Annotated in this window: 15 protein-coding genes; 8 read left to right on the plus strand and 7 right to left on the minus strand. The window is 61.3% G+C overall.

All coding sequences use genetic code 11. The features are described 5' to 3' along the window. Window positions 1-7: 7 nt before the first annotated feature. Window positions 8-871, minus strand: a complete 864-nt coding sequence (locus tag ACVWSC_RS15820) for a diguanylate cyclase domain-containing protein (protein ID WP_442107630.1) — start codon at window positions 869-871, stop codon at window positions 8-10. Between the two features lie 194 nt (window positions 872-1,065). Here ACVWSC_RS15820 and ACVWSC_RS15825 point away from each other — a divergent pair, with 194 nt between their 5' ends. Continuing rightward, window positions 1,066-1,434 (plus strand): hypothetical protein, encoded by a 369-nt coding sequence (locus tag ACVWSC_RS15825; protein ID WP_442107632.1) that lies wholly within the window; start codon window positions 1,066-1,068, stop codon window positions 1,432-1,434. A 186-nt stretch (window positions 1,435-1,620) separates the two neighbouring features. On the opposite strand, the gene ACVWSC_RS15830 is transcribed toward ACVWSC_RS15825, so the two are convergent. From ACVWSC_RS15830 to ACVWSC_RS15850, 5 genes are all read right to left on the minus strand, one after another. Further along, the gene (locus ACVWSC_RS15830) at window positions 1,621-4,047 is read right to left on the minus strand and encodes a TonB-dependent siderophore receptor (RefSeq protein ID WP_442107634.1); all 2,427 of its coding nucleotides are present in this window, start codon (window positions 4,045-4,047) and stop codon (window positions 1,621-1,623) included. A 118-nt stretch (window positions 4,048-4,165) separates the two neighbouring features. Next, the gene (locus tag ACVWSC_RS15835; protein ID WP_442107636.1) at window positions 4,166-5,146 is read right to left on the minus strand and encodes a FecR domain-containing protein; all 981 of its coding nucleotides are present in this window, start codon (window positions 5,144-5,146) and stop codon (window positions 4,166-4,168) included. A 4-nt stretch (window positions 5,147-5,150) separates the two neighbouring features. Next, window positions 5,151-5,660 carry a sigma-70 family RNA polymerase sigma factor gene (locus ACVWSC_RS15840; RefSeq protein WP_442107638.1) on the minus strand — a complete coding sequence of 170 codons (510 nt, stop codon included), beginning with the start codon at window positions 5,658-5,660 and terminating at the stop codon, window positions 5,151-5,153. 178 nt (window positions 5,661-5,838) lie between these two features. Next, entirely contained in the window at window positions 5,839-6,540 is a 702-nt protein-coding gene (locus ACVWSC_RS15845) for a tRNA (adenine(22)-N(1))-methyltransferase (protein ID WP_442107640.1), read from the minus strand. A 106-nt stretch (window positions 6,541-6,646) separates the two neighbouring features. Beyond that, complete coding sequence (locus tag ACVWSC_RS15850) at window positions 6,647-9,463, minus strand: non-ribosomal peptide synthetase (RefSeq protein ID WP_442107642.1); 2,817 nt, start codon at window positions 9,461-9,463, stop codon at window positions 6,647-6,649. 272 nt (window positions 9,464-9,735) lie between these two features. Here ACVWSC_RS15850 and mexE point away from each other — a divergent pair, with 272 nt between their 5' ends. The 7 genes from mexE to ACVWSC_RS15885 all read left to right on the plus strand — a co-directional run bounded on the left by mexE (window position 9,736) and on the right by ACVWSC_RS15885 (window position 20,033). Then, on the plus strand, window positions 9,736-10,977 hold the full coding sequence (gene mexE, locus ACVWSC_RS15855; protein ID WP_442107644.1) for a multidrug efflux RND transporter periplasmic adaptor subunit MexE: 1,242 nt from the start codon (window positions 9,736-9,738) through the stop codon (window positions 10,975-10,977). A gap of 12 nt (window positions 10,978-10,989) precedes the next feature. Further along, window positions 10,990-14,169, plus strand: coding sequence for an efflux RND transporter permease subunit (locus tag ACVWSC_RS15860; protein WP_442107646.1), 3,180 nt, complete (start codon window positions 10,990-10,992; stop codon window positions 14,167-14,169). Then, window positions 14,166-15,569 (plus strand): efflux transporter outer membrane subunit, encoded by a 1,404-nt coding sequence (locus ACVWSC_RS15865; protein WP_442107648.1) that lies wholly within the window; start codon window positions 14,166-14,168, stop codon window positions 15,567-15,569. The genes ACVWSC_RS15860 and ACVWSC_RS15865 overlap by 4 nt, the downstream gene beginning before the upstream one ends. 307 nt (window positions 15,570-15,876) lie before the next feature. Beyond that, window positions 15,877-16,932: a tetratricopeptide repeat protein gene (locus ACVWSC_RS15870; protein ID WP_442107650.1), complete on the plus strand. Its 1,056-nt coding sequence runs from the start codon at window positions 15,877-15,879 to the stop codon at window positions 16,930-16,932. A 121-nt stretch (window positions 16,933-17,053) separates the two neighbouring features. Next, complete coding sequence (locus ACVWSC_RS15875) at window positions 17,054-17,875, plus strand: endonuclease/exonuclease/phosphatase family protein (protein WP_442107652.1); 822 nt, start codon at window positions 17,054-17,056, stop codon at window positions 17,873-17,875. Then, window positions 17,872-19,083: a cardiolipin synthase ClsB gene (clsB, locus tag ACVWSC_RS15880; RefSeq protein ID WP_442107654.1), complete on the plus strand. Its 1,212-nt coding sequence runs from the start codon at window positions 17,872-17,874 to the stop codon at window positions 19,081-19,083. Before ACVWSC_RS15875 ends, clsB begins: the two co-directional genes overlap by 4 nt. Continuing rightward, window positions 19,080-20,033, plus strand: coding sequence for a lysylphosphatidylglycerol synthase transmembrane domain-containing protein (locus ACVWSC_RS15885; RefSeq protein WP_442107656.1), 954 nt, complete (start codon window positions 19,080-19,082; stop codon window positions 20,031-20,033). The genes clsB and ACVWSC_RS15885 overlap by 4 nt, the downstream gene beginning before the upstream one ends. On the opposite strand, the gene ACVWSC_RS15890 is transcribed toward ACVWSC_RS15885, so the two are convergent. Next, window positions 20,024-20,485, minus strand: a complete 462-nt coding sequence (locus ACVWSC_RS15890) for a nucleoside deaminase (RefSeq protein ID WP_442107658.1) — start codon at window positions 20,483-20,485, stop codon at window positions 20,024-20,026. The two genes, ACVWSC_RS15885 and ACVWSC_RS15890, sit on opposite strands and share 10 nt — an antisense overlap. Between the last annotated feature and the right edge of the window lie 88 nt (window positions 20,486-20,573).

Consider the following 20,573-nt stretch of genomic DNA (forward strand, 5'->3'; position numbering starts at 1 on the left):
GGGGGCATTATCGCGCCAGTGAGCGGCGCTTTTTAATCCGGTACATATCGCCATCGGCATGGCTGAGCAAGGTATCGGCATCCTCACCGTCTGCCGGGTAACAGGCCACGCCGATACTACAGGACGGCATGGCGATGCCGTCGAATTCAGCACCAAGCGGCTCAGCCATAACCGCCAGGATCTGCTCCACCTTCTCGGTTACGGCACTGTGCGAATGCAGGTCAGTCAACAGCACGGTGAACTCATCGCCGCCCATCCGCGCCACCGTGTCGGTTTCACGCACGCAGTGCTGCAAACGTCGGGCAATAGCGCAGAGCACCCGATCGCCCGCCGCATGCCCATGCGCATCGTTGATGCCCTTGAAGTCGTTGATATCGAGAAACAGCAAGGCCAGGGTGCTTTGGTGACGGTGCGCAGCGCGCACGGCAGACTCCAGGCGGTCATTGAACAACGATCGGTTGGTCAGTTTGGTCAGCGGGTCATGATGGGCAAGAAAACGCAGCTCTTCTTCCGCTTTGGCCAACGCGGTGACATTGCGTGCGACACCAATCCGTGCCCCCACCTCCTCTGACCAGAACGCCGCCCAGAGGATCGAGACGACACCGCCATCCTTGCGGATATAACGGTTGCGGAAATCGACGTGGGATTGACCATTCATGACGCGGATTATCGAGGCGCGCGTGGCTGCCAGGTCATCAGGATGCATGTAGTGGGTGATCAGCGTGCCCACCAGCTCATCGGCGCGGTAACCGAGCAAGGCTTCGCAGGCATCACTGACAAACACGATCTGGTTGTCCCGGTCGACCACAAAGACCGTGTCCAGCATCAAATGGATCAGCTTGGGATAGAGCGCTTGCAAGTCGACGGGCATGGGGCTGAAGCATCCGGTTCAAAGGGCTTGGTCAACGCCTGATCGCCAAGGAACACGGCGAACAATCCTGGCGACTTTAAGCAAGTCCGCGGGGCTCAAGCAAGCGTATATCGTGCAAAACATGAACGATTCAGCCGGCGCGCAGGTCAACAGCTTCAATGGTCAGCAAAAAACCCAACAGCACGAGGTTTACCATGAGTACCCTGACAATTGAAGGTTGGTGCAAAGGCGATGGTGAACAACGGTCGACGCCGATAGGCGACATCCACTTTGACATTCTGGGCGCTAACCACAGGCGCCTGGAGCAAGCCGAAGAGCAGTTGCAGGCCAGCCAAGCGCCGGAAGCCATAGTGGAAGCCAACCACACGTGGGAAGCCATGGTGGAAGTCGATATGGCTGCGCTGAACCTGGTTTTGCCAGAAGGGTACGGCCCTCTGGCCGACTGCAGGTTTCGCGTCTACCTGGACGAAGACCAGCGCGGCCAGTTCCACCTGGTGGGTCATCGGGCCACTGATGGCAGCCTGATCTATACCAATGCGGTGTTGATTGCGCAGTTGAGCTAGGGTCTGCACGACAAATTTTGTGTGAGCGGCGGTGCGGCGACCCGATTTACCCGCGAAGCAGGTACTGTGGTGAATGGCACGGGCTTCGCCCGTGTTCGCGGGGCAAGCCCGCTCCCACACTTTTCGCACAAAACCTAGCACGGCAATCCGGGCAGCGGCGGCACCCCGCCGTTGCCCGCTGGCAACTCAGAACGCCGGGCTGTAGCGCACGGTGAACATCAGATTGCGTGGCTCGCCAAAGCTGTTGGCGCCCCAGCTGTTACTGATGTTCTGGTAATAGCGCTTGTCAAAGACGTTATTCAGGTTCGCCTGCAACTGCCATTGCGTACTCGGCTGGTAAGCCAGCATGGCGTCACTGACGCTGTAGCCACCCTGTTTCACACCATGACTCGTGTAGGCACTGCTCTGGCTACGAATGCCACCGCCCACCGTCCAGCGCTCGAGTTCGCCGGGCAGTCGGTAAGTGGTAAACAGCTTGAACAGGTTGTACGGCGTATCGCTGTCGTAGCGATCTCCACGCTGTTGCGTCGCGCTTTGAGTCTTGGTGTATTCAGCCGCGGCATAGGTGTAGCCTGCCGACATCTGCCAACCAGGCATCAATTCGCCCCCCAGCTCCACGTCTACCCCGCGGGTACGCACCTCTCCGCTGGCCTCGTAGCATTCAGGGACACCTTTGGTGCATTGCCCAGATGGCAACGACTTGGCGAGGTTTTCCTGAACCAGCTGGAACAGGGCCAGGCTGGTGTTGAGCGCGCCACCGAAGTACTCGCCTTTGATACCGGCCTCGTAGTTGCTGCCGGTGACCGGGTCCAGCAGGCTGCCACTGGTGTTGCGGGCGGTCTGGGGTTTGAAGATCCGCGTCCAGCTGGCGTAGACCGAGTAGGTATCGTCGAGGTCATAGATCACCCCGGCATAGGGGGTGTACTCGCGGGTCGCCTTGGAGTCGTCACCGAAGCTGTAACCACCGGACTGGGTGGCTTGCTCATACTCGTACCAATCCAGGCGCGAGCCGAGGATCAGATGCAGGTCGTCACGCAGGTTGAAACGCACCGTCGCGTAGGTACTGGACTGCTGTTCACGGCCATCGCGCGACCAGTTGTAGTCGATCGCAGGTTTAGCATACGCATCGGGGTCGAAATGTTGCGGGTCGATAATCACATCCGAGTTGATGCCCGGTCCGCCTGGGCCATCGTCGGTGTCGTCACGGCGCCAGCTGGCGCCCACCACCAGTTCGTGGGTCGCGCCAAACAGGCTGAAGGGACCGGAGACATAGCTGTCGACACTTTTCTGAGTGTGCTGGTAGGTGTACCGGCCGATGTTCAGGTGATAGTCATTGTTTGCGTCGGTGTAAACGCTGCCACCGAGCATTTCCATGTCACCACGCAGCCAGGTCGCGTTGGTGCGCAGTTTCCAGCCATTGTCGAAACGCTGTTCCAGCTCAACGAAGGCGCTGCGGTTGGTTTTGTCCCAGTAGGTCCAGTCGGGTGCGCTGCGGGCTGAACGCGGATAGTCGAAAAAGCTGCCGTCCGGATGGGTGGGCAGGCCGTTCCAGTCGGCGCCCGGGTTGTCTTCACGGTTGTACCAGGCGCCAAACGTCAGGGTGGTGGCTTCATTCAGGTCATACTCGCCGATACCGTAGAACAGCTGACGCTGGTTGCCATAGGCATCAACGAAACTGTTACGGTCCTGGTAGGCGCCCACGAAGCGGCCACGCAGATCTCCATTGGCATCGAGCTTACCGCTGATATCCACTTCACCACGGTAGTCATCCCAGCGTCCGGCGCTGCCGGTGAGGGTCAGTTGCGGTGCCACGGTCGGGCGCTTGCGCACCAGATTGAAGGTGCCTGACGGGTTGCCTGCCCCCACCATCAACCCGGAGGCACCGCGTACCACTTCCACACGATCGTACATGGCCAGGGTCGAGGTACCCAGGGTATCGCTGTCATAGGCCACCGGCAGGCCGTCGATCATGATGGCGTCGATCGCCGTGCCACGCGAATAGAACTCCGGGCGTTCGCCACCGGTTTTGCGCAGGGTCAGGCCTGGGGTGTAGGTGGCAATGTCATCGATCTTCTGCAGGTTCTGGTCGTCCATGCGCTGGCGGCTGACGACGGTGACTGACTGCGGCGTTTCACGCGGCGACGCCGCCAGCTTGGTGCCAACACTCATACTCGAGGTGGTGTAGGAGCCGGTGTGCTCAGTCACCGCGCCCAGGGTATTGCTCGACACCTGGGTTGCCTCGATTTCCAGCGCCGCGCCTGACACTGGCAGTGCCACCAGACTATAACCGCCGCTATCCAGACGACGCATGCCCAGGCCAGTACCTGCCAGAAGCCGGATGAACCCCTGCTCGATGCTGTACTCGCCATTCAACCCGACACTGCGCTTGCCTTCGGTCAGCCCGGCGTTGACCGAGATCGGGATACCAGCACGGCGGCCGAACTCACCAAGGACTTGATCGAGCGGGCCGGCCGGGATGGCAAAAAGCTGAGTGCGCTGAGTGTTGCTGGCAGCGTGTACCGACAGCACTGGCATGACCGCCAGCACGGAACAGCAGACCAGCGTGGCACCAAGCGACTGACGCACGGCGCGAAAAAGTGGGTGAGGCATCATGGGCAAAGGGTCCATTTCTCAAAAGACGTCCGCACAAGCAGACAGGGATTTCTCCCTAAGCCACGCGAGAACTGAAAACCTGCCTCAGTTTGTGTAGTTTTTTCCGCGATCATACGACTTAGCGTGGGCCGACACTGATCCAGTAGCGGGTCGTGCGCCGGACACGCACTGGCAAACTGTCCTCGAGCAAGGCCAGAACCTGATCGGTGTCGGCCAGCGGGTAGGTGCCGCTCAAGCGTATATCCGCCACTTGCCCCGCACAGCGCAGCACGCCCGGGCGGTAACGCTCTAGCTCAGCGAGAAAGTCTGCCAGGCGCATGCGCTCGGCAACCAGGTAACCATCGACCCAGGACCCGTCAGTGCCTTGTAGTACTTGAGGTGCGCTGACACCGGCGGCATCGATCCGCGCCTGCCAGCCGGCCTCGATCACCCTCCTCTGCGCCCCGCTGCGGGGGCTGGCGGCGACACGCCCTTGAGTCACCGCCAACAAAGTACCGCGGTTGTCGTTGTCACGACGCACGCGAAAATGCGTGCCCAGCGGCTGCAACCAGGCATCGTCGCTGACAACCTGAAACGGTCGCCCTGCAGGATCGCTGGCGGTGAGTATTTCAATTTCGCCATAGCGCAAGCGCAGCTGCCGTGTGCTGGCGCTGAACTGCAGATCGATTGCGCTGGCAGTGTTGAGCCACAGCTGGCTGCCATCAGGCAGGCTAAGCTGGCGACGTTCGCCGGTGCCTGTTCGGTAGTCGGCCACAGCCCCCTGCAGTAAATGCGTTTCGCGCCCCTGCCAGGCAACACCGCCAAGCACGCCAAAACCAACCAGCACCTTCAGCGCCCGGCGTCGCTCGGCATCGTGGTAATGCCCCTGCCCGGCCAACTCCCTGCCCAGCGGTGTTGCCAACGTGGTGCTGCGTTGCTGCAAGCTCTGGGTGATGCTGTCCAGGCGCAGCCAGGCGCGCTCATGCTCACTGTGCGCTTTACGCCAAGCCAGCAACTGGCGCTGCTCACTGGTTGTCATGCACCCCGACTGGGCCAGGGTGAACCAGGCAATGGCCTGATCGCGGACCGCGGCGCTTACTGGCAGGTGGTCATGTGCCATGCTGTTACTCGAACCGACTGGCATAACAGGCGGCAAAGGCCTTGCCCATGGCTTTCTGCACCTGGTTGACACTCAGGCCCAGGTGCATGGCGATCTGCGGATAAGTCAGACCATCAAGCTGCGACAACAGGAAAATCTCCCTGACCCGCGACGGCAAGCCTTGGAGCAATTGATCAACCTCCACCAGCGCTTCGATCAGCAGCAGACGCTCTTCCTCCGACGGCACCAGTACTTGCGGGTGTGCAGCCAGGGCCTCCAGGTAAGCACGTTCCACGGCCTGACGCCGCCAGCGGTTGATCAACAGGCTGTTGGCGATTGTCGCAAGGTAGGCCAACGGCTGGCGCAAATCAGCGATGGCACTGCGTGAGCGCATGATCCGGATGAAGGTATCGTGTGCCAGGTCCTCGGCATCGCCATGCCCGCCCAAACGCTTGCGCAACCAGCCTTTGAGCCAACCATGGTGGGCGACGTAGAGCTGTTCCACATCCCGTTCAAATGCCCGCTCGCTGTCCATGCACACCCGTCGTCGATACTTATGATAATCGTTCTCAACTATAACGAATGTTCGACGACTAAGGCAATTGCGCTAATCGTTTGCTGCTTCATTGAGTGGTGGGGCTCTGCAGGCGATGCGGTTAATTGGGTAGCTGTACCGCAAACGCAAACCCGAGCAATCTGTACAGCAAGATGATTTAGGCCTGTTCCAGCAGCTCAGCGATCCAGCGCACTTGCTGCGTCAGTTCCTGGACCTTGCGCGCGGGCACGGCCTGTCGCGCTTGGGCGAATCCGGCCAGAGTCTGCTGCTTCTGCCGCAGCCTGCGCTGCCATTTGCCGAGGAACGCCGGGCTGCGCACCTGCATCTGCAACGGGCCGAAGAACAGTTGCTCGGCGCTGTACTGCACCGCTTCGGCACGTTCGGCGACAATGATTTCGTAGTCGAAGCGGTTTTCCCGCAGTACCTCTTCGTAAAGAATGCAGTAGCCGTTGTCCATCAGCCATTGCCGTAGCGGCTGCTCGCCGCCGTTGGGCTGCAGGATCAGTCGCTCCTGGCCGCTCAGGTGTGCGTTGCCGCTGTCGAGGATGTCGCGGATGGTCTCGCCGCCCATGCCACAGAGGCTGACTGCAGTGATGGCGTCTTCTGGCCTGATCGCCGCCAGCCCGTTGGCCCGGCGCACGCTGATCTGCGGCTCCAGGCCGTTGTCGCGCACCGTGCGTTTCGCCGCCTGGTAGGGCGTCAGTGCGACTTCGCCAGCCAGCGCCACGGCGATCACACCACGGCGCACCAATGCCACCGGCAAGTAACCGTGGTCCGAGCCGATATCGGCCAGGCGCGCACCGACTGGCACCTGCGCCGCCACGCGCTCCAGGCGCATGGACAATGTGTGTTCGTTCAACAACCGCCCCTTTTCACTACCAGCGTCCAGCACCTGTGACTGGATCGGGGCGCGATTCTGTCGGGCTACGCCAAGCTTTTCAACTGCAAAGCGACCACCGCCAGGGTCAGGCAACACCTTCGAGGGAATCGGCCCGACCTCCCTTCCCTGCCCTGTTCCAACGCGCCAAAGCGATGCGCAGCACGGTATTCCAGCAATAGCTCACCAGCACACCCCCCAGGATCGCCAGCAGCACGGAGAACGCCGGATGATCAAACAGACGACGCCCCAGGGAATGGAACTGGAAATGGGTCAGATAGATGTACAAGGTTGCCGAGGCAATCACCGCCCCTGCCCGCGCCACAGGGCCCGGTACACGGATAGACTTGACCCAGATCACCGCGAGCACCGCCGGCAAGGCGATGTCGATGTAGCCGCGCAGTGTCGCCACCTGCAAGTGGTAACCAGCGATAGCGACGTAATCCAGCTCGCCGATCACCAACACCGCCACCGCGCTGGCCACCCATTTCTGCGCCGAGGAATGGGCGAAGTGAATCGCCATACCGAGTACCGTGATCGCCAGGAAGTGTTGCGGCACCCGGTTGTACAGGTGCGTGGCGTCGAACACCAAGCGGTTGAGGGCAATATCCAGCACCACCAGTGCGCAGGAAGCCAGCACCAGGCGCCGGAATGGATCGGCCATGATCAGTCTGCGCACGCGCTCGACCGACACCACCAAGCCGATGATCACGATCATCTGCAGCAGCACTTCGACGTACCAGGCATTGAAATGGCCGACCAGGTGCGGAGGGAACCAGTTGGAAATCAGCAACAGCGATTGCCAGTGCAGCTTGTCGAACAGTATCTGGGTCAACACCGTGTACAGAATGGTCGGCACGGCGATCGTAGCGATCGACTTCAGCAGCACACGCGCATCACCGCGCTCCTCGATGGCCTGGAACTGAAACCTGGCCAGGCTCAGGCCGGAGATCAGAAACAATAACGAAGTCTCACCTGCAACCATCCAGTTGGAAAACACACTGAAGTGGCCGATGACGATGAGGATGATCGCGATCACCCGCAGGCACACCGGCATTTCCATGGCCCGCAGTGACCACCTCGATACCTTGCCCGGCGACCCTTGGGCGGCGAGCTCGGCCAACTGGCGTACTGGGGTCAATTCCCAGCGCTCGGGTAACTGGCCGACCAGCTGTTCCAGCACCATAGACGCCTGAACAAACGACAGTGAATCGCCACCCAGTTCCACGAAGGTCAGGTTGGCGTCGACGCGCGGCACCTGAAGGATGCGCGCCCAGGCTTCACTAAGCTGTTGCGCGACCGGTGACAGCGGCTGGCTGTCACCGCTAGTGTGCACTGCCGGGCTGTCGAACGCCGGTGGCAGCGCGCGCTTGTCGATCTTGCCATTGGGCGTGAGTGGAATCGCGTCGAGGAAAACGAACAGCGCTGGCACCATGTAGTCCGGCAACTGGGCGGCGACTTCCTCGCGCAGTTGCGCCGCAGGCACTGGCTGTGATGCCACGCAGTAGGCCACCAGCCTGAGCATCGCGCTGTCCTGGTTGGCCAGCACCACGCATTGTTTGATCTGCGGGTGCCGGGCAATCGCAGCTTCGATCTCGGCCAGTTCGATACGATGGCCGCGTATTTTCACCTGACTGTCAGCACGCCCGAGAAAACTGACGTCGCCGCCAGGCAGATAGGTGCCAAGGTCGCCAGTGCGGTAGCACAGGTCACCTGCAATGCCCGTAAACGGATTGACCACGAACTTTTCCGCGGTCAGCGCAGCGTCGCCCCAATAGCCCAGCGACAGATAGGGGCTGCGGATCAGAATTTCCCCCACCTCGCCTTCGCCGACCTGTTGACTGGCCTCATTGACCACCAACAACTGTGCACCCTCGATACCAGTCCCCAAAGGAATTTTGCCGCTGTCGGCGAGTGGGTCAATTTCGTGGAACGCCATGGCTTGCGGCGTTTCCGTCGTGCCATAGAAGTTCACTTGAGCGGCCATGGGGGCGACCGCACACATCTGCTCGTGCAACAGCGGGCTAAGGGCATCGCCACCCCAGAACAGGTAGCGCACGCGATTGAGCACTTGCCCGTTAAGCCTCGCGCCGGTTTCGATCAGCTTGCCCAGCGGTGGTGTCAGGTGAATGACCGACACCTGCTGATGGTGCATCCACGCAGCCAGCACCGCCGGATTGATCAGGGTCGATTGCGCCGGGCAGACGATCGTTGCGCCGATCGACAGCGGGGTAAACACATCCCGGTACACCGGGTCATGACCCAGCCCCGACAGCAGCGAAAAGCGCTCATCACGGGTAAAACCATGGCGCCGCACATGCCATTCAATGAAGTGAACAAGGGGCGCGTGATGGGTCACGATGCCCTTGGGCTCACCGGTGCTGCCGGAGGTGAAGGTGATATAGGCTGGCTGGCCGGGATCAACCTCAGGCAGCGGCGTTTGTGGGCAGGCAAACTGCGCCAGCGATGCAGCGACTGCCTCAGGCACGCGGACGACCTGCGGCGGGCGTTCAACGTCGAGTTCGAGCTGAGCCTCACCGCACAGCAACACCACGCTTGGCTCGAGCGTACGGATGATCTGCGCGATACGCGCCGGTGGATAGGCCGCGTCGGCAATGCTGAAGGTCAGACCGGCACGCAGCGCACCGAGCATGGCGTACACAAGGCCTGCACAGCGGCTCGCCACAATCACCACGCGGTCGGAGCGGCCGCCTGCCTTTTCGCGCAGGCCGAACGCTATACCCCGGCTGATCTGCTCAAGCTGGCGATAGCTGCAGGTTTCATCATGCGCAATGATGGCCGGGGCGTCAGGCGTATCGACCGCCTGTTGCAGAAAATCCTCGAAAATCGGGCGCTCGGCACGGTAGTGCAAGCGCTGTGTCGGGTCTGGACGAAGATCCGGCATGTATTTTTCTGCTCCGCATGGTCGGTGCACGCCAGAGCACTGATAGCACCTGGCCGATGGGCTGAACGTTAGTGCACGCCACGGCTCGGCGCCAATGTGTTTGGGCAGTTGCATGCGCTGGAACCCCGTGCCCCGTGAAACGACCGGCGGGATCGACCCAATTGCGGGCGTCCTATCATTCCCAGTGATAGTTATCTTCGCCCCGTTCGATTCGTTGTTAATAGTTACAAATCGCAAAATCCGCCCACTCTCAATAAATTGGCGGATTTCCCATGGAACAGTCACTCAAACCTTTGCGTTACCCCTTGGCGTTACTGGCAGTACTGGTGATGAGTGCCTGCGGTCGTACCCCGGAAGCCGTGCAGGCGCCGGCCGCGACCAAGGTGAGTGTGGCCAAGGTACTGGAACAACCGATCAACGAATGGGACGAGTTCACCGGGCGCCTGGAAGCGCCGGAAACCGTGGAAGTACGCCCGCGGGTTTCCGGGCAGATCGACCAGGTAGCTTTCACCGAAGGCGCGCAAGTCAAGAAAGGCGATCTGCTGTTCCAGATCGACCCGCGCCCATTCCAGGCTGAAGTCCGCCGTCTGGAGGCACAACTGCAGCAAGCCCGCGCTACTGCTGCACGCAGCGATAACGAAGCCCGCCGTGGCGAGCGCCTGCGCAGCAGCAACGCCATCTCCGCAGAGCTGGCCGAGTCGCGCAGCAGTGCCGCCGCCGAAGCCCGCGCCGGTGTCGCCGCGATCCAGGCGCAACTGGACCTGGCGCGCCTGAACCTGAGCTTCACCCGCGTCACCGCCCCCATCAGCGGGCAGGTCAGCCGCGCTCAGTTCACGGCCGGCAACATTGTCAGCGCCGATGTCACCCCGCTGACCAGCGTGGTCTCGACCGACAAGGTGTACGCCTACTTCGACGCCGACGAGCGTGTGTACCTCAAGTACACCCAACTGGCCCGTGACGGCCAGCGCGGGCAAAGCACTCCGGTTTACCTGGGCTTGTCCAACGAAACCGGCAATCCGCACCTGGGTCAGATGAACTTTGTCGACAACCAGGTCAACCCAAAGACCGGCACCATCCGTGGCCGCGCTGTGTTCGATAACAGCAACGGGCAGTTCACTCCGGGCCTGTACGCACGCCTGAAACTGGTAGGCAGCGCCACGTATTCAGCGGTGTTGATCAATGACGAAGCGGTCGGTACCGATCTGGGCAAAAAATTCGTGCTGGTGATGGACAAAGACAACACCGCAGCTTATCGCGCCGTCGAACTGGGGCCCAAGCTTGAAGGCCTGCGTATCGTGCGCAGCGGCCTGAGCAAGGATGACCGCATTGTGGTCAAGGGCCTGCAGCGGGTGCGTCCGGGTTCGCCAGTCGATCCGCAAGACACGCCAATGGCCAGCGAGGCAACCATCGCCGCCCTCGCCCAGCAACGCCAGGCGCTGGAAGCCAGCACCCAAGGCAAACCTGCCGCCACTGCCAGCGTAAAACTTGCCAGTGCCTCGGCCCCCCGTAGCTAAGGAATCGGTCCGATGAATTTTTCCAAGTTCTTTATTACCCGGCCGATTTTCGCTGCCGTGTTATCGCTGCTGATCCTGATTGCCGGCAGCATCTCGCTGTTCCAGCTGCCGATCAGCGAATACCCTGAAGTCGTGCCGCCGACCGTGGTGGTGCGCGCCAACTTCCCCGGTGCCAACCCCAAGGTGATCGGTGAAACCGTGGCCGCGCCCCTGGAGCAGGCCATCACCGGCGTCGAGAACATGCTGTACATGTCCTCGCAATCGACTGCCGACGGCAAGCTGACCCTGACCATCACCTTTGCCCTGGGCACCGACCTGGACAACGCCCAGGTGCAGGTGCAAAACCGGGTAACCCGCACGCAGCCCAAGCTGCCTGAGGAAGTGACCCGCATCGGTATCACCGTCGACAAGGCCTCGCCCGACCTGACCATGGTTGTGCACCTGACCTCGCCAGACAACCGATACGACATGCTCTACCTGTCGAACTACGCCATCCTCAACATCAAGGATGAGCTGGCACGCCTGGGCGGTGTCGGCGATGTGCAACTGTTCGGCATGGGCGACTACTCGCTGCGGGTCTGGCTTGATCCGAACAAGACCGCTTCGCGCAACCTCACCGCCAGCGATGTGGTTGCCGCCATTCGCGAACAGAACCGCCAGGTGGCCGCAGGTCAGCTGGGGGCACCACCGGCGCCGGGCAGCACCAGTTTTCAACTGTCGGTCAACACTCAAGGGCGTCTGGTCACTGAAGAAGAGTTCGAGAACATCATCATTCGCTCCGGCGCCAATGGTGAAATCACCCGCCTCAAAGACATCGCCCGGATTGAACTGGGTTCCAGCCAGTACGCCCTGCGCTCGCTGCTGAACAACCAGCCGGCCGTCGCCATCCCGATTTTCCAGCGCCCAGGCTCTAACGCCATCGAGATCTCCGATGAAGTGCGCTCGAAAATGGCTGAGCTGAAGAAAGACTTCCCGCAAGGAATGGACTACAGCATCGTCTACGACCCAACCGTGTTCGTCCGTGGCTCCATTGAAGCGGTGGTCCACACCCTGTTCGAAGCCCTGGTGCTGGTGGTACTGGTGGTGATCCTGTTCTTGCAGACCTGGCGCGCCTCGATCATTCCACTGGTGGCCGTACCGGTTTCGCTGATCGGTACCTTTGCGGTCATGCACCTGTTCGGCTTCTCGCTCAATGCGCTGTCGCTGTTCGGCCTGGTGCTGGCCATCGGTATCGTGGTGGACGACGCCATCGTCGTGGTGGAAAACGTTGAACGTAACATCGGCCTGGGCCTCAAGCCGCTGGAAGCCACGCAAAAGGCCATGGGTGAAGTCACCGGCCCGATCATCGCCACCGCCCTGGTACTGTGCGCAGTGTTTGTGCCGGCGGCGTTCATTTCCGGGCTCACCGGGCAGTTCTACAAGCAATTTGCCCTGACCATTGCGATTTCCACAGTGATCTCGGCGTTCAACTCGCTGACCTTGTCGCCCGCATTGGCTGCCGTGTTGCTGCAGGAACACCACGCGCCGAAAGACCGCTTCTCGCGTGTGCTGGAACGCCTGTTCGGCGGCTGGTTGTTTGGCCCCTTCAACCGCTTCTTTGATCGCGCCAGCCACAGCTACGTCGGCACCGTTGGCCGGGTCATCCGCAGCAGTGGTATCGCCCTGTTCGTCTATGCCGGCCTGATTGGCATGACCTGGCTGGGCTTCTCGTCCACTCCGACCGGCTTCGTCCCGGCCCAGGACAAGCAGTACCTGGTGGCCTTTGCCCAACTGCCAGACGCCGCCAGCCTTGACCGCACCGAAGCGGTGATCAAGAAGATGAGCGAGATCGCCCTCAAGCAACCCGGCGTTGCCGACTCTGTGGCGTTCCCGGGGCTGTCGATCAACGGTTTCACCAACAGCCCGAACAGCGGCATTGTGTTCACCCCGCTCAAGCCCTTTGATGAGCGCAAAGACCCAAGCCAGTCGGCTGAAGCCATCGCCGCCGCGCTGAACGCCCAGTTTGCTGACATTGAAGACGCCTACATCGCGATTTTCCCACCGCCGCCGGTTCAGGGGCTGGGGACCATCGGTGGTTTCCGTCTGCAAATTGAGGACCGTGGCAACCTGGGCTACGAGGCGCTGTACAAGGAAACCCAGAACATCATCGCCAAAAGCCACAACGTGCCGGAACTGGCCGGGCTGTTCACCAGCTATCAGGTCAACGTCCCGCAAGTGGATGCCGCGATTGACCGGGAAAAAGCCAAGACCCACGGCGTGGCCATCAGCGACATCTTCGATACCCTGCAGATCTACCTGGGCTCGCTGTATGCCAACGACTTCAACCGCTTTGGCCGCACCTATCAGGTCAACGTCCAGGCTGAACAACAGTTCCGTCTTGAAGCTGAACAGATTGGCCAGCTCAAAGTGCGCAACAATCAGGGCGAAATGATTCCGCTGGCTACCTTCATCAACGTCAGCGAAACCTCCGGGCCTGACCGGGTCATGCATTACAACGGTTTCATCACTGCAGAAATCAACGGTAATGCGGCCCCCGGCTACAGTTCTGGCCAGGCGGAAAAGGCCATCGAGAAACTGCTCAAGGAAGAATTGCCCAACGGCATGACCTTTGAGTGGACCGAGCTGACCTACCAGCAGATTCTTGCCGGTAACACCGCGCTGTTCGTCTTCCCGCTGTGCGTGCTGCTGGCCTTCCTGGTACTGGCCGCCCAGTACGAAAGCTGGAGCTTGCCACTGGCGGTGATCCTGATCGTACCGATGACTCTGCTCTCGGCAATCACCGGGGTGATTCTGTCGGGCGGTGACAACAACATCTTCACCCAGATCGGCTTGATCGTACTGGTGGGGCTGGCGTGCAAAAACGCCATCCTGATCGTCGAATTTGCCAAAGACAAACAGGCTGAAGGGCTCAACCCGCTGGCCGCCGTACTGGAAGCCTGCCGTCTGCGTCTGCGGCCGATCCTGATGACCTCGATTGCCTTCATCATGGGCGTGGTGCCACTGGTGTTCTCCTCCGGTGCCGGTGCCGAAATGCGCCATGCCATGGGTGTGGCGGTGTTCTCCGGAATGATCGGGGTGACCTTCTTCGGCTTGCTGCTGACGCCGGTGTTCTTTGTCTTGATCCGTCGCTATGTCGAGCGCCAACAGGCCCGCAAGGCCGAGCGTGCACTGAAGCTGGAGAGCCATGCATGAACCGTTTGAAACAATGGGCACCCAGCCTGCTGGTGCTGGCCTTGTCCGCCTGCGCGGTGGGGCCGGATTACCAGGCCCCGGACACTGCGGCTGCGCAACTGAGCGCCGCCAACGACCCGGCAGCCAAGGGCACGTTTGACCGCAGCCACTTTGAAAGCATCTGGTGGAAGCAGTTCGACGACCCGATCCTCAACCAACTGGTCAGCCAGTCGCTGCAAGGCAACCGCGAGTTGCGCGTGGCCTTCGCCCGCCTCAAGGCCGCGCGGGCAATCCGCGACGACGTCAGCAATGATGCCCTGCCGACGGTTACCAGTCGGGTCAGCAGTGACCTTGGCAAAGGACAGATCCCGGGGCAGACCGAAGACCGGGTCAACAGCGAGCGTTACGACCTGGGCCTGGACATGGCCTGGGAGCTGGACTTGTTCGGGCGCATCCAGCGCCAACTGGAAGCCAGCGAGGCGCAGCAGGACCAGGCCCAGGCCGACCTGCAACAACTGCAGGTCAGCCTGATTGCCGAACTGGTCGATGCCTACGGCCAGCTGCGAGGTGCGCAGTTGCGCGAGAAGATCGCCCTGGCCAACCTCAAGACCCAACAGGACTCGCGGGGTATCACCGAAACCCTGCGTGATGCCGGGGTCGGCAATGACCTTGATGTGGTGCGCGCCGACGCGCGCCTGGCGCAGGTAGAAGCCACGGTGCCGCAGTTGCAAGCCGAACAGGTGCGGGCGCGCAATCGCATCGCCACCTTGCTCGGCCAACGTCCCGATGCCTTGAGCGTTGACCTGTCACCTGCGCAACTGCCGGCCATTGCCAAGGCCCTGCCGGTGGGCGACCCGGGCGAACTGCTCAAGCGCCGCCCGGACATCCGCAGTGCCGAACGGCAACTGGCCGCCGCCACCGCCAACATTGGCGTGGCGACCGCTGATCTGTTCCCGCGGGTCAGCCTCAGCGGTTTCCTTGGCTTTACCGCAGCGCGTGGCTCGCAGCTGGGTTCATCGGCGGCGCAAGCCTGGGCCCTGGGCCCGAGCATCACCTGGGCAGCGTTCGATCTGGGCAGCGTCCGTGCGCGTCTGCGCGGTGCCAATGCCGATGCCGAAGGCGCCCTGGCCACCTATGAACAGCAAGTGCTGCTAGCGCTGGAAGAGTCGGAAAACGCCTTCAGTGACTACAGCAAGCGTCAACAACGCCTGCTGGCACTGCTGCGCCAAAGCGAAGCCAGTCGCAAGGCGGCAGAGCTGGCTTCGGTTCGCTATCGCGAAGGAACCGTGGACTATCTGGTGCTGCTCGACGCCGAACGCGAACGCCTGAGCGCCGAGGACGCTCAGGCCCAGGGTGAAGTCGACTTGTACCGGGGTATCGTTGCCATCTACAAAGCGCTGGGTGGCGGCTGGCAAGCCTGACGTGCTGTTGTAGGAGCGGGCTTGCCCCGCGATAGCGGTCCAACTGTCACACCGCATCGCGGGGCAAGCCCGCTCCCACCGGTAGGGCCAGCACAGCCACCACACTGATGGATAAGCCCACATTCGCACACACAAAGCCAATCTCCCCCGCCAAAAAAACGCCGCGACCTCATCAGGGTCGCGGCGTTCCTCTTAATTGCACTGCATTACGGCAGATACCGGGCTTTATATACGGTCAGCATTTGACGCAAGACCCTCGCCTGTCCCAAGCTGATACTCTTGCCTGCCGTATGCCCCGGATCCACCCATGTCGAAACAACGCCAATTCACCCTTATCAGCCTGACCCTGCTAATCATTCTGGGCCTTGGCGGGTACTTTTGGCGCGATGACAGCCCGGCACCGACACCGGCACTCAAACACTCTTACTCCAAGGCACTGGCCATGGCCCATAACGGTCAGCCGGGTGCCGCCAGGGTGCTGTATCAGCAACTGGCACGCACTGATCTTTCCGCCATTCGCCGTGCCAGCCTGTACGAAGAACTGCCTAACTACCCCTCGCCACTAGCCTTGAAACTGGCCAGCGCTGACCTGCAGCACGCCGATCCGCTGGTGCGCCGGGCAGCAATCAGCGCTATTGCGGCGATGTTGCCCGACGCCCAGCGCAGCCTGGTACTCGGCCCGCTGCTCGAGGATGAAGAACAGCGTGTGCGCTTTGCCGTGGTCGATGCCTTGCTGGGACTGCGCCCCGACGATATCGGTCTGTACTTCGGCCCGTTCCAGCACACGCTGGAGCAGTATCAACAAGCGCTGGCACAACAAACCGACGACCTCGCGGCGCAACTGCACCTGGCCCAGCTGTACCTGCACGAGAACAGCCTAAAGGAAGCCGCTGAAGCCGTTGAAACGGTCTTGAAGCTGGACCCGGACAACCTTGAAGCCCTGGCCGTGCAGGTGCAGATACTGGAACGCCAGGGCCAGACCGACGCCTCGCGTCAGGTTCTGGCCACCGCCCTGCAGCAACGCCCGGACTCTGCGTTCCTGCAGCATGAACTGGGGCGCTGGCTGTTGCGCCACGATCAGGACGAATACGCACTGCTGGCGTTCGCCCGGGCTCTGGAGCTTGAGCCGGACAACAACGAATACCGCTACACCCTGGCAACCAGCCTGCATCAGCTGGAGCAAGTGGAACCGGCGCAAAAACAGCTGGAAGCGCTGCTCTCACGCGATCCGGCCAACCGCAAGGCGCGGGTATTGCTGATCGAGTACTGGAAAGAAACCGGGCAGATGCAGAACGTGCAAGTGCTGCTGGCTCAGCTTGAGCAGCTCAACCCCGACGATCCTCTGGTGCAGCAAGGGCTGTAGCGCTCTGCTGACCGTTGGGCACAAGGCATGAACCTGCGCCTCGATGCCGTGGTCCAGTGATAGTGCAGCAACAGTAACCGCCTCTGGCGAACACTGCCTGCCCTACCACAGGAGACTCCAGGTGAGCGACTCGTCACACGCCCGACAGCGCGACACGGCCACGCACCAGGCACAACCGGCAGACGCCCTGGCCAAAGCCGCTACGGTATCCCATCTACGTATTCTGACGGTCAACGCTCACAAGGGCTTCAGCCCGCTAAACCGCCACTATGTGCTGCCCGAACTGCGCGAAGCAGTGCGCAGTGAAGACGCTGATCTGGTGTTCCTTCAGGAAGTGCTCGGCAACCACCGCCGTCACGGTGCACGTCACCGCAACTGGTCGGATGTGCCTCAGTATGAGTTTCTTGCCGACAGCCTCTGGCCAGTGTTCGCCTACGGCCGCAATGCGGTGTACCCCGATGGTGAGCACGGCAACGCGCTGCTGTCCAAGTACCCGATCGTGCGTTACGACAACCTCGATATCAGTGTCAAAGGCCGCGAACAGCGCGGCCTGCTGCATTCAGTGTTGGCACTGCCGCATGCGCAGGAGCTGCATGCCATCTGCGTTCATCTGGGCTTGGACGAGCGCCAGCGTCAGCAGCAGATTCAGCTGCTATGTGCAGTGCTCGACAGCCTGCCTGATACCGCACCGGTTGTTGTCGCTGGCGACTTCAATGACTGGCGCCAGCGCGCAGATGCGCAATTAGAGCAGTGCGGGCTGCACGAGGTATTCAGCCGGGCCTATGGCCGCCCGGCGCGAAGCTTTCCGGCGCGCTGGCCGCTGCTGTGCCTGGACCGCATTTACCTGCGCAACGCTCAGGCCCACGCCCCCAAAGTCATGTCACGCAGGCCCTGGACGCATTTGTCCGACCACTTGCCGTTGACCGTGGAGGTGCGGCTGTGAACGCGCAATGGCGGGCCGACAATCAGGTGCAGTTGCTGATCAACGGCGAGGCGTATTTCCCCAGCGTTTTCGCCGCTATCGAACAGGCGCGCGAAGAGATTCTTCTGGAAACCTTCATCATTTACGAAGACAAGGTCGGTCGCCAGCTGCAGCAACTGTTGATCAGTGCCGCACAGCGTGGCGTGCGCGTGGAAATGCTGGTGGATGGCTATGGCACCGCTGACCTCAGCGCCAACTACATCAAGGCACTCAGTGACGCTGGCGTGCATCTGCAAGCCTTCGACCCGAGCCCCAAACGCCTGGGCATGCGCACCAATCTGTTTCGCCGCTTGCACCGCAAGATTCTGGTAGTGGATGGCGAAATCGGTTTTGTCGGTGGCATCAACTTCAGCGCCGACCATCTGAATGACTTCGGCCCGATGGCCAAACAGGACTACGCCGTGCACGTGCGCGGGCCGATCGTCACTGACCTGCGCAACGCTACCCTGGCACTCCTTGAGCAATGTACCCGGCTGCAACAACGCAGCCGCCGCTGGTGGCAGCGGGCATTGCCACTGGCAGCCGACAGCGATCAGGCCAGCATGATCCTGTGCATTCGCGACAACCAGGACCACCCCAACGACATCGAACGCCATTACCTCAAGGCGCTGGACGCGGCCCGTGAACGCATCACCATTGCCAATGCCTATTTCTTTCCGGGCTATCGCCTGCTGCGCACCCTGCGCAATGCCGCGCGCCGTGGCGTCAAAGTGACCCTGGTGCTGCAAGGCAGGCCGGACATGCCGTGGGTACGTCTGTGTTCACGCTTGCTCTACAACTACCTGCTGCGCGACGGCGTGCGCATCTTCGAATACTGCGAACGGCCGCTGCACGGCAAGGTCGCCTTGGTTGACCATCACTGGTCAACCGTGGGCTCAAGCAACCTCGACCCCTTGAGCCTGGCGCTGAACCTTGAAGCCAATCTGGTGATTCACGATGTGTCGTTCAACGCATGCCTGCATGAGCACCTTCAGGCGCTTTGCGTACAGCGCTGCAAGCCGGTAAGCCTGCAACGCGCGCTGCGTGGCCACTGGTGGCGCGCACCGCTGATTTTTCTGACCTTTCACTTCATTCGTCACTTCCCGGCCATGGTTGGCTGGCTACCGGCACACATACCGCGCCTGCAACCGTTGCTCCGCGAACAGCAACCAACCGGCAAGGCCACATGAACGCGCACGACGGACACTGGCATCGAGCCAGACAGTTGCTCACCCTGGGGTTCTTCGTTCTGGTACCGGTGCTGTTGTACAGCTTGCTGAAGGACCTGGACTGGCAAGAGCTTCGCCATGCATTGACCGCCTATCGCTGGCAAACGCTGGCGCTGGCCGCCCTGATCAGCGCCTGCAGCTTTGCACTATTCAGCAGCTTCGACCTGATCGGCCGACGCTACAGCGGACATCACTTGCCTGCGACTCAGGTACTCCCACTTGCCTTCGTATGCTACGCCTTCAACCTCAACCTGAGCGCCTGGGTCGGTGCCATTGCCCTGCGCTATCGCCTTTACAGCCGCCTTGGCCTGCCGGTGGCAACCATCACAAAGATTCTCAGCCTGGGCCTGCTGACCAACTGGACCGGCTACCTTTGCCTGGCAGGCACCTTGTTCCTTTGTGGATTGCCGCACCTACCGCCAGGCCTTGAGATGGGTAGCAGCGGGTTGCACCTGATCGGCTTGCTGCTGGTGTTGATGGTGCTGGGTTATCTGCTGGCCTGCCGCTTCGCCCGGCGCCGGGCCTGGCAACTGCGCCAGCATGAAATCACCCTACCCAGTTTGCCCATGGCAACACTGCAGCTACTGATGGGGGCCAGTAACTGGGCACTGATGGCGTTGGTGGTCTATACCCTGCTTCCGGACAAGGTCGGTTACCCGACGATACTGGCCGTGTTGATGATCAGCAGCATCGCCGGGGTCATCACCCACATACCGGCGGGCGTGGGTGTGCTGGAAACCGTGTTTCTCACCTTGCTCCACGGCCATTACAGCCAAGGTACGCTGTTAGCGGCGCTGATCGGCTATCGAACGGTGTATTTTCTCATGCCGTTGCTGGTCGCCGGTGTGGTCTATCTGCTGCTGGAGCGCCTGGCCAGTCAGCGCAGCGGTGCTGCGTCCAGTCACTCCTGACCGATGTCTTCGTTCCACAGTTCCGGCCGTGCGGCAATGAAATCGTTCATCATGCTGACACAGGCGGCATTGTGCTGAACCTCAAGTGCCACACCGCGCGACTTGAGCAACGCTTCTTCGCCCATAAAGGTCTGGTTTTCACCGACGATCACCCGCTTGATCCCGTACAGCAGAATCGCCCCACTGCACATCGCACAAGGGGACAAGGTGGTGTACAGCGTCGACTCGGCGTAAGTCCTCGCAGGCTGGCGGCCGGCATTTTCCAGCGCGTCCATCTCGCCATGCAAAATAGCGCTGCCTTGCTGCACCCGCCGGTTGTGCCCGCGCCCGATAATCTGCCCACGGTGCACCAGCACCGAACCAATTGGAATGCCCCCTTCACTCAGGCCCTTACGCGCCTCGTCGATGGCGGCCTGCATGAACTCATCCGTATGCGTTGTGCTACTGCTCATAGGGCGTTTGACTCCGATGTCAGCTTCAAGGTTACGACAAGGCTAGCACAGCGCTCGACGGCAATGGCAACCCGGCCAGGCACAACTA

The sequence above is a fragment of the Pseudomonas sp. NUPR-002 genome (assembly GCF_056322725.1).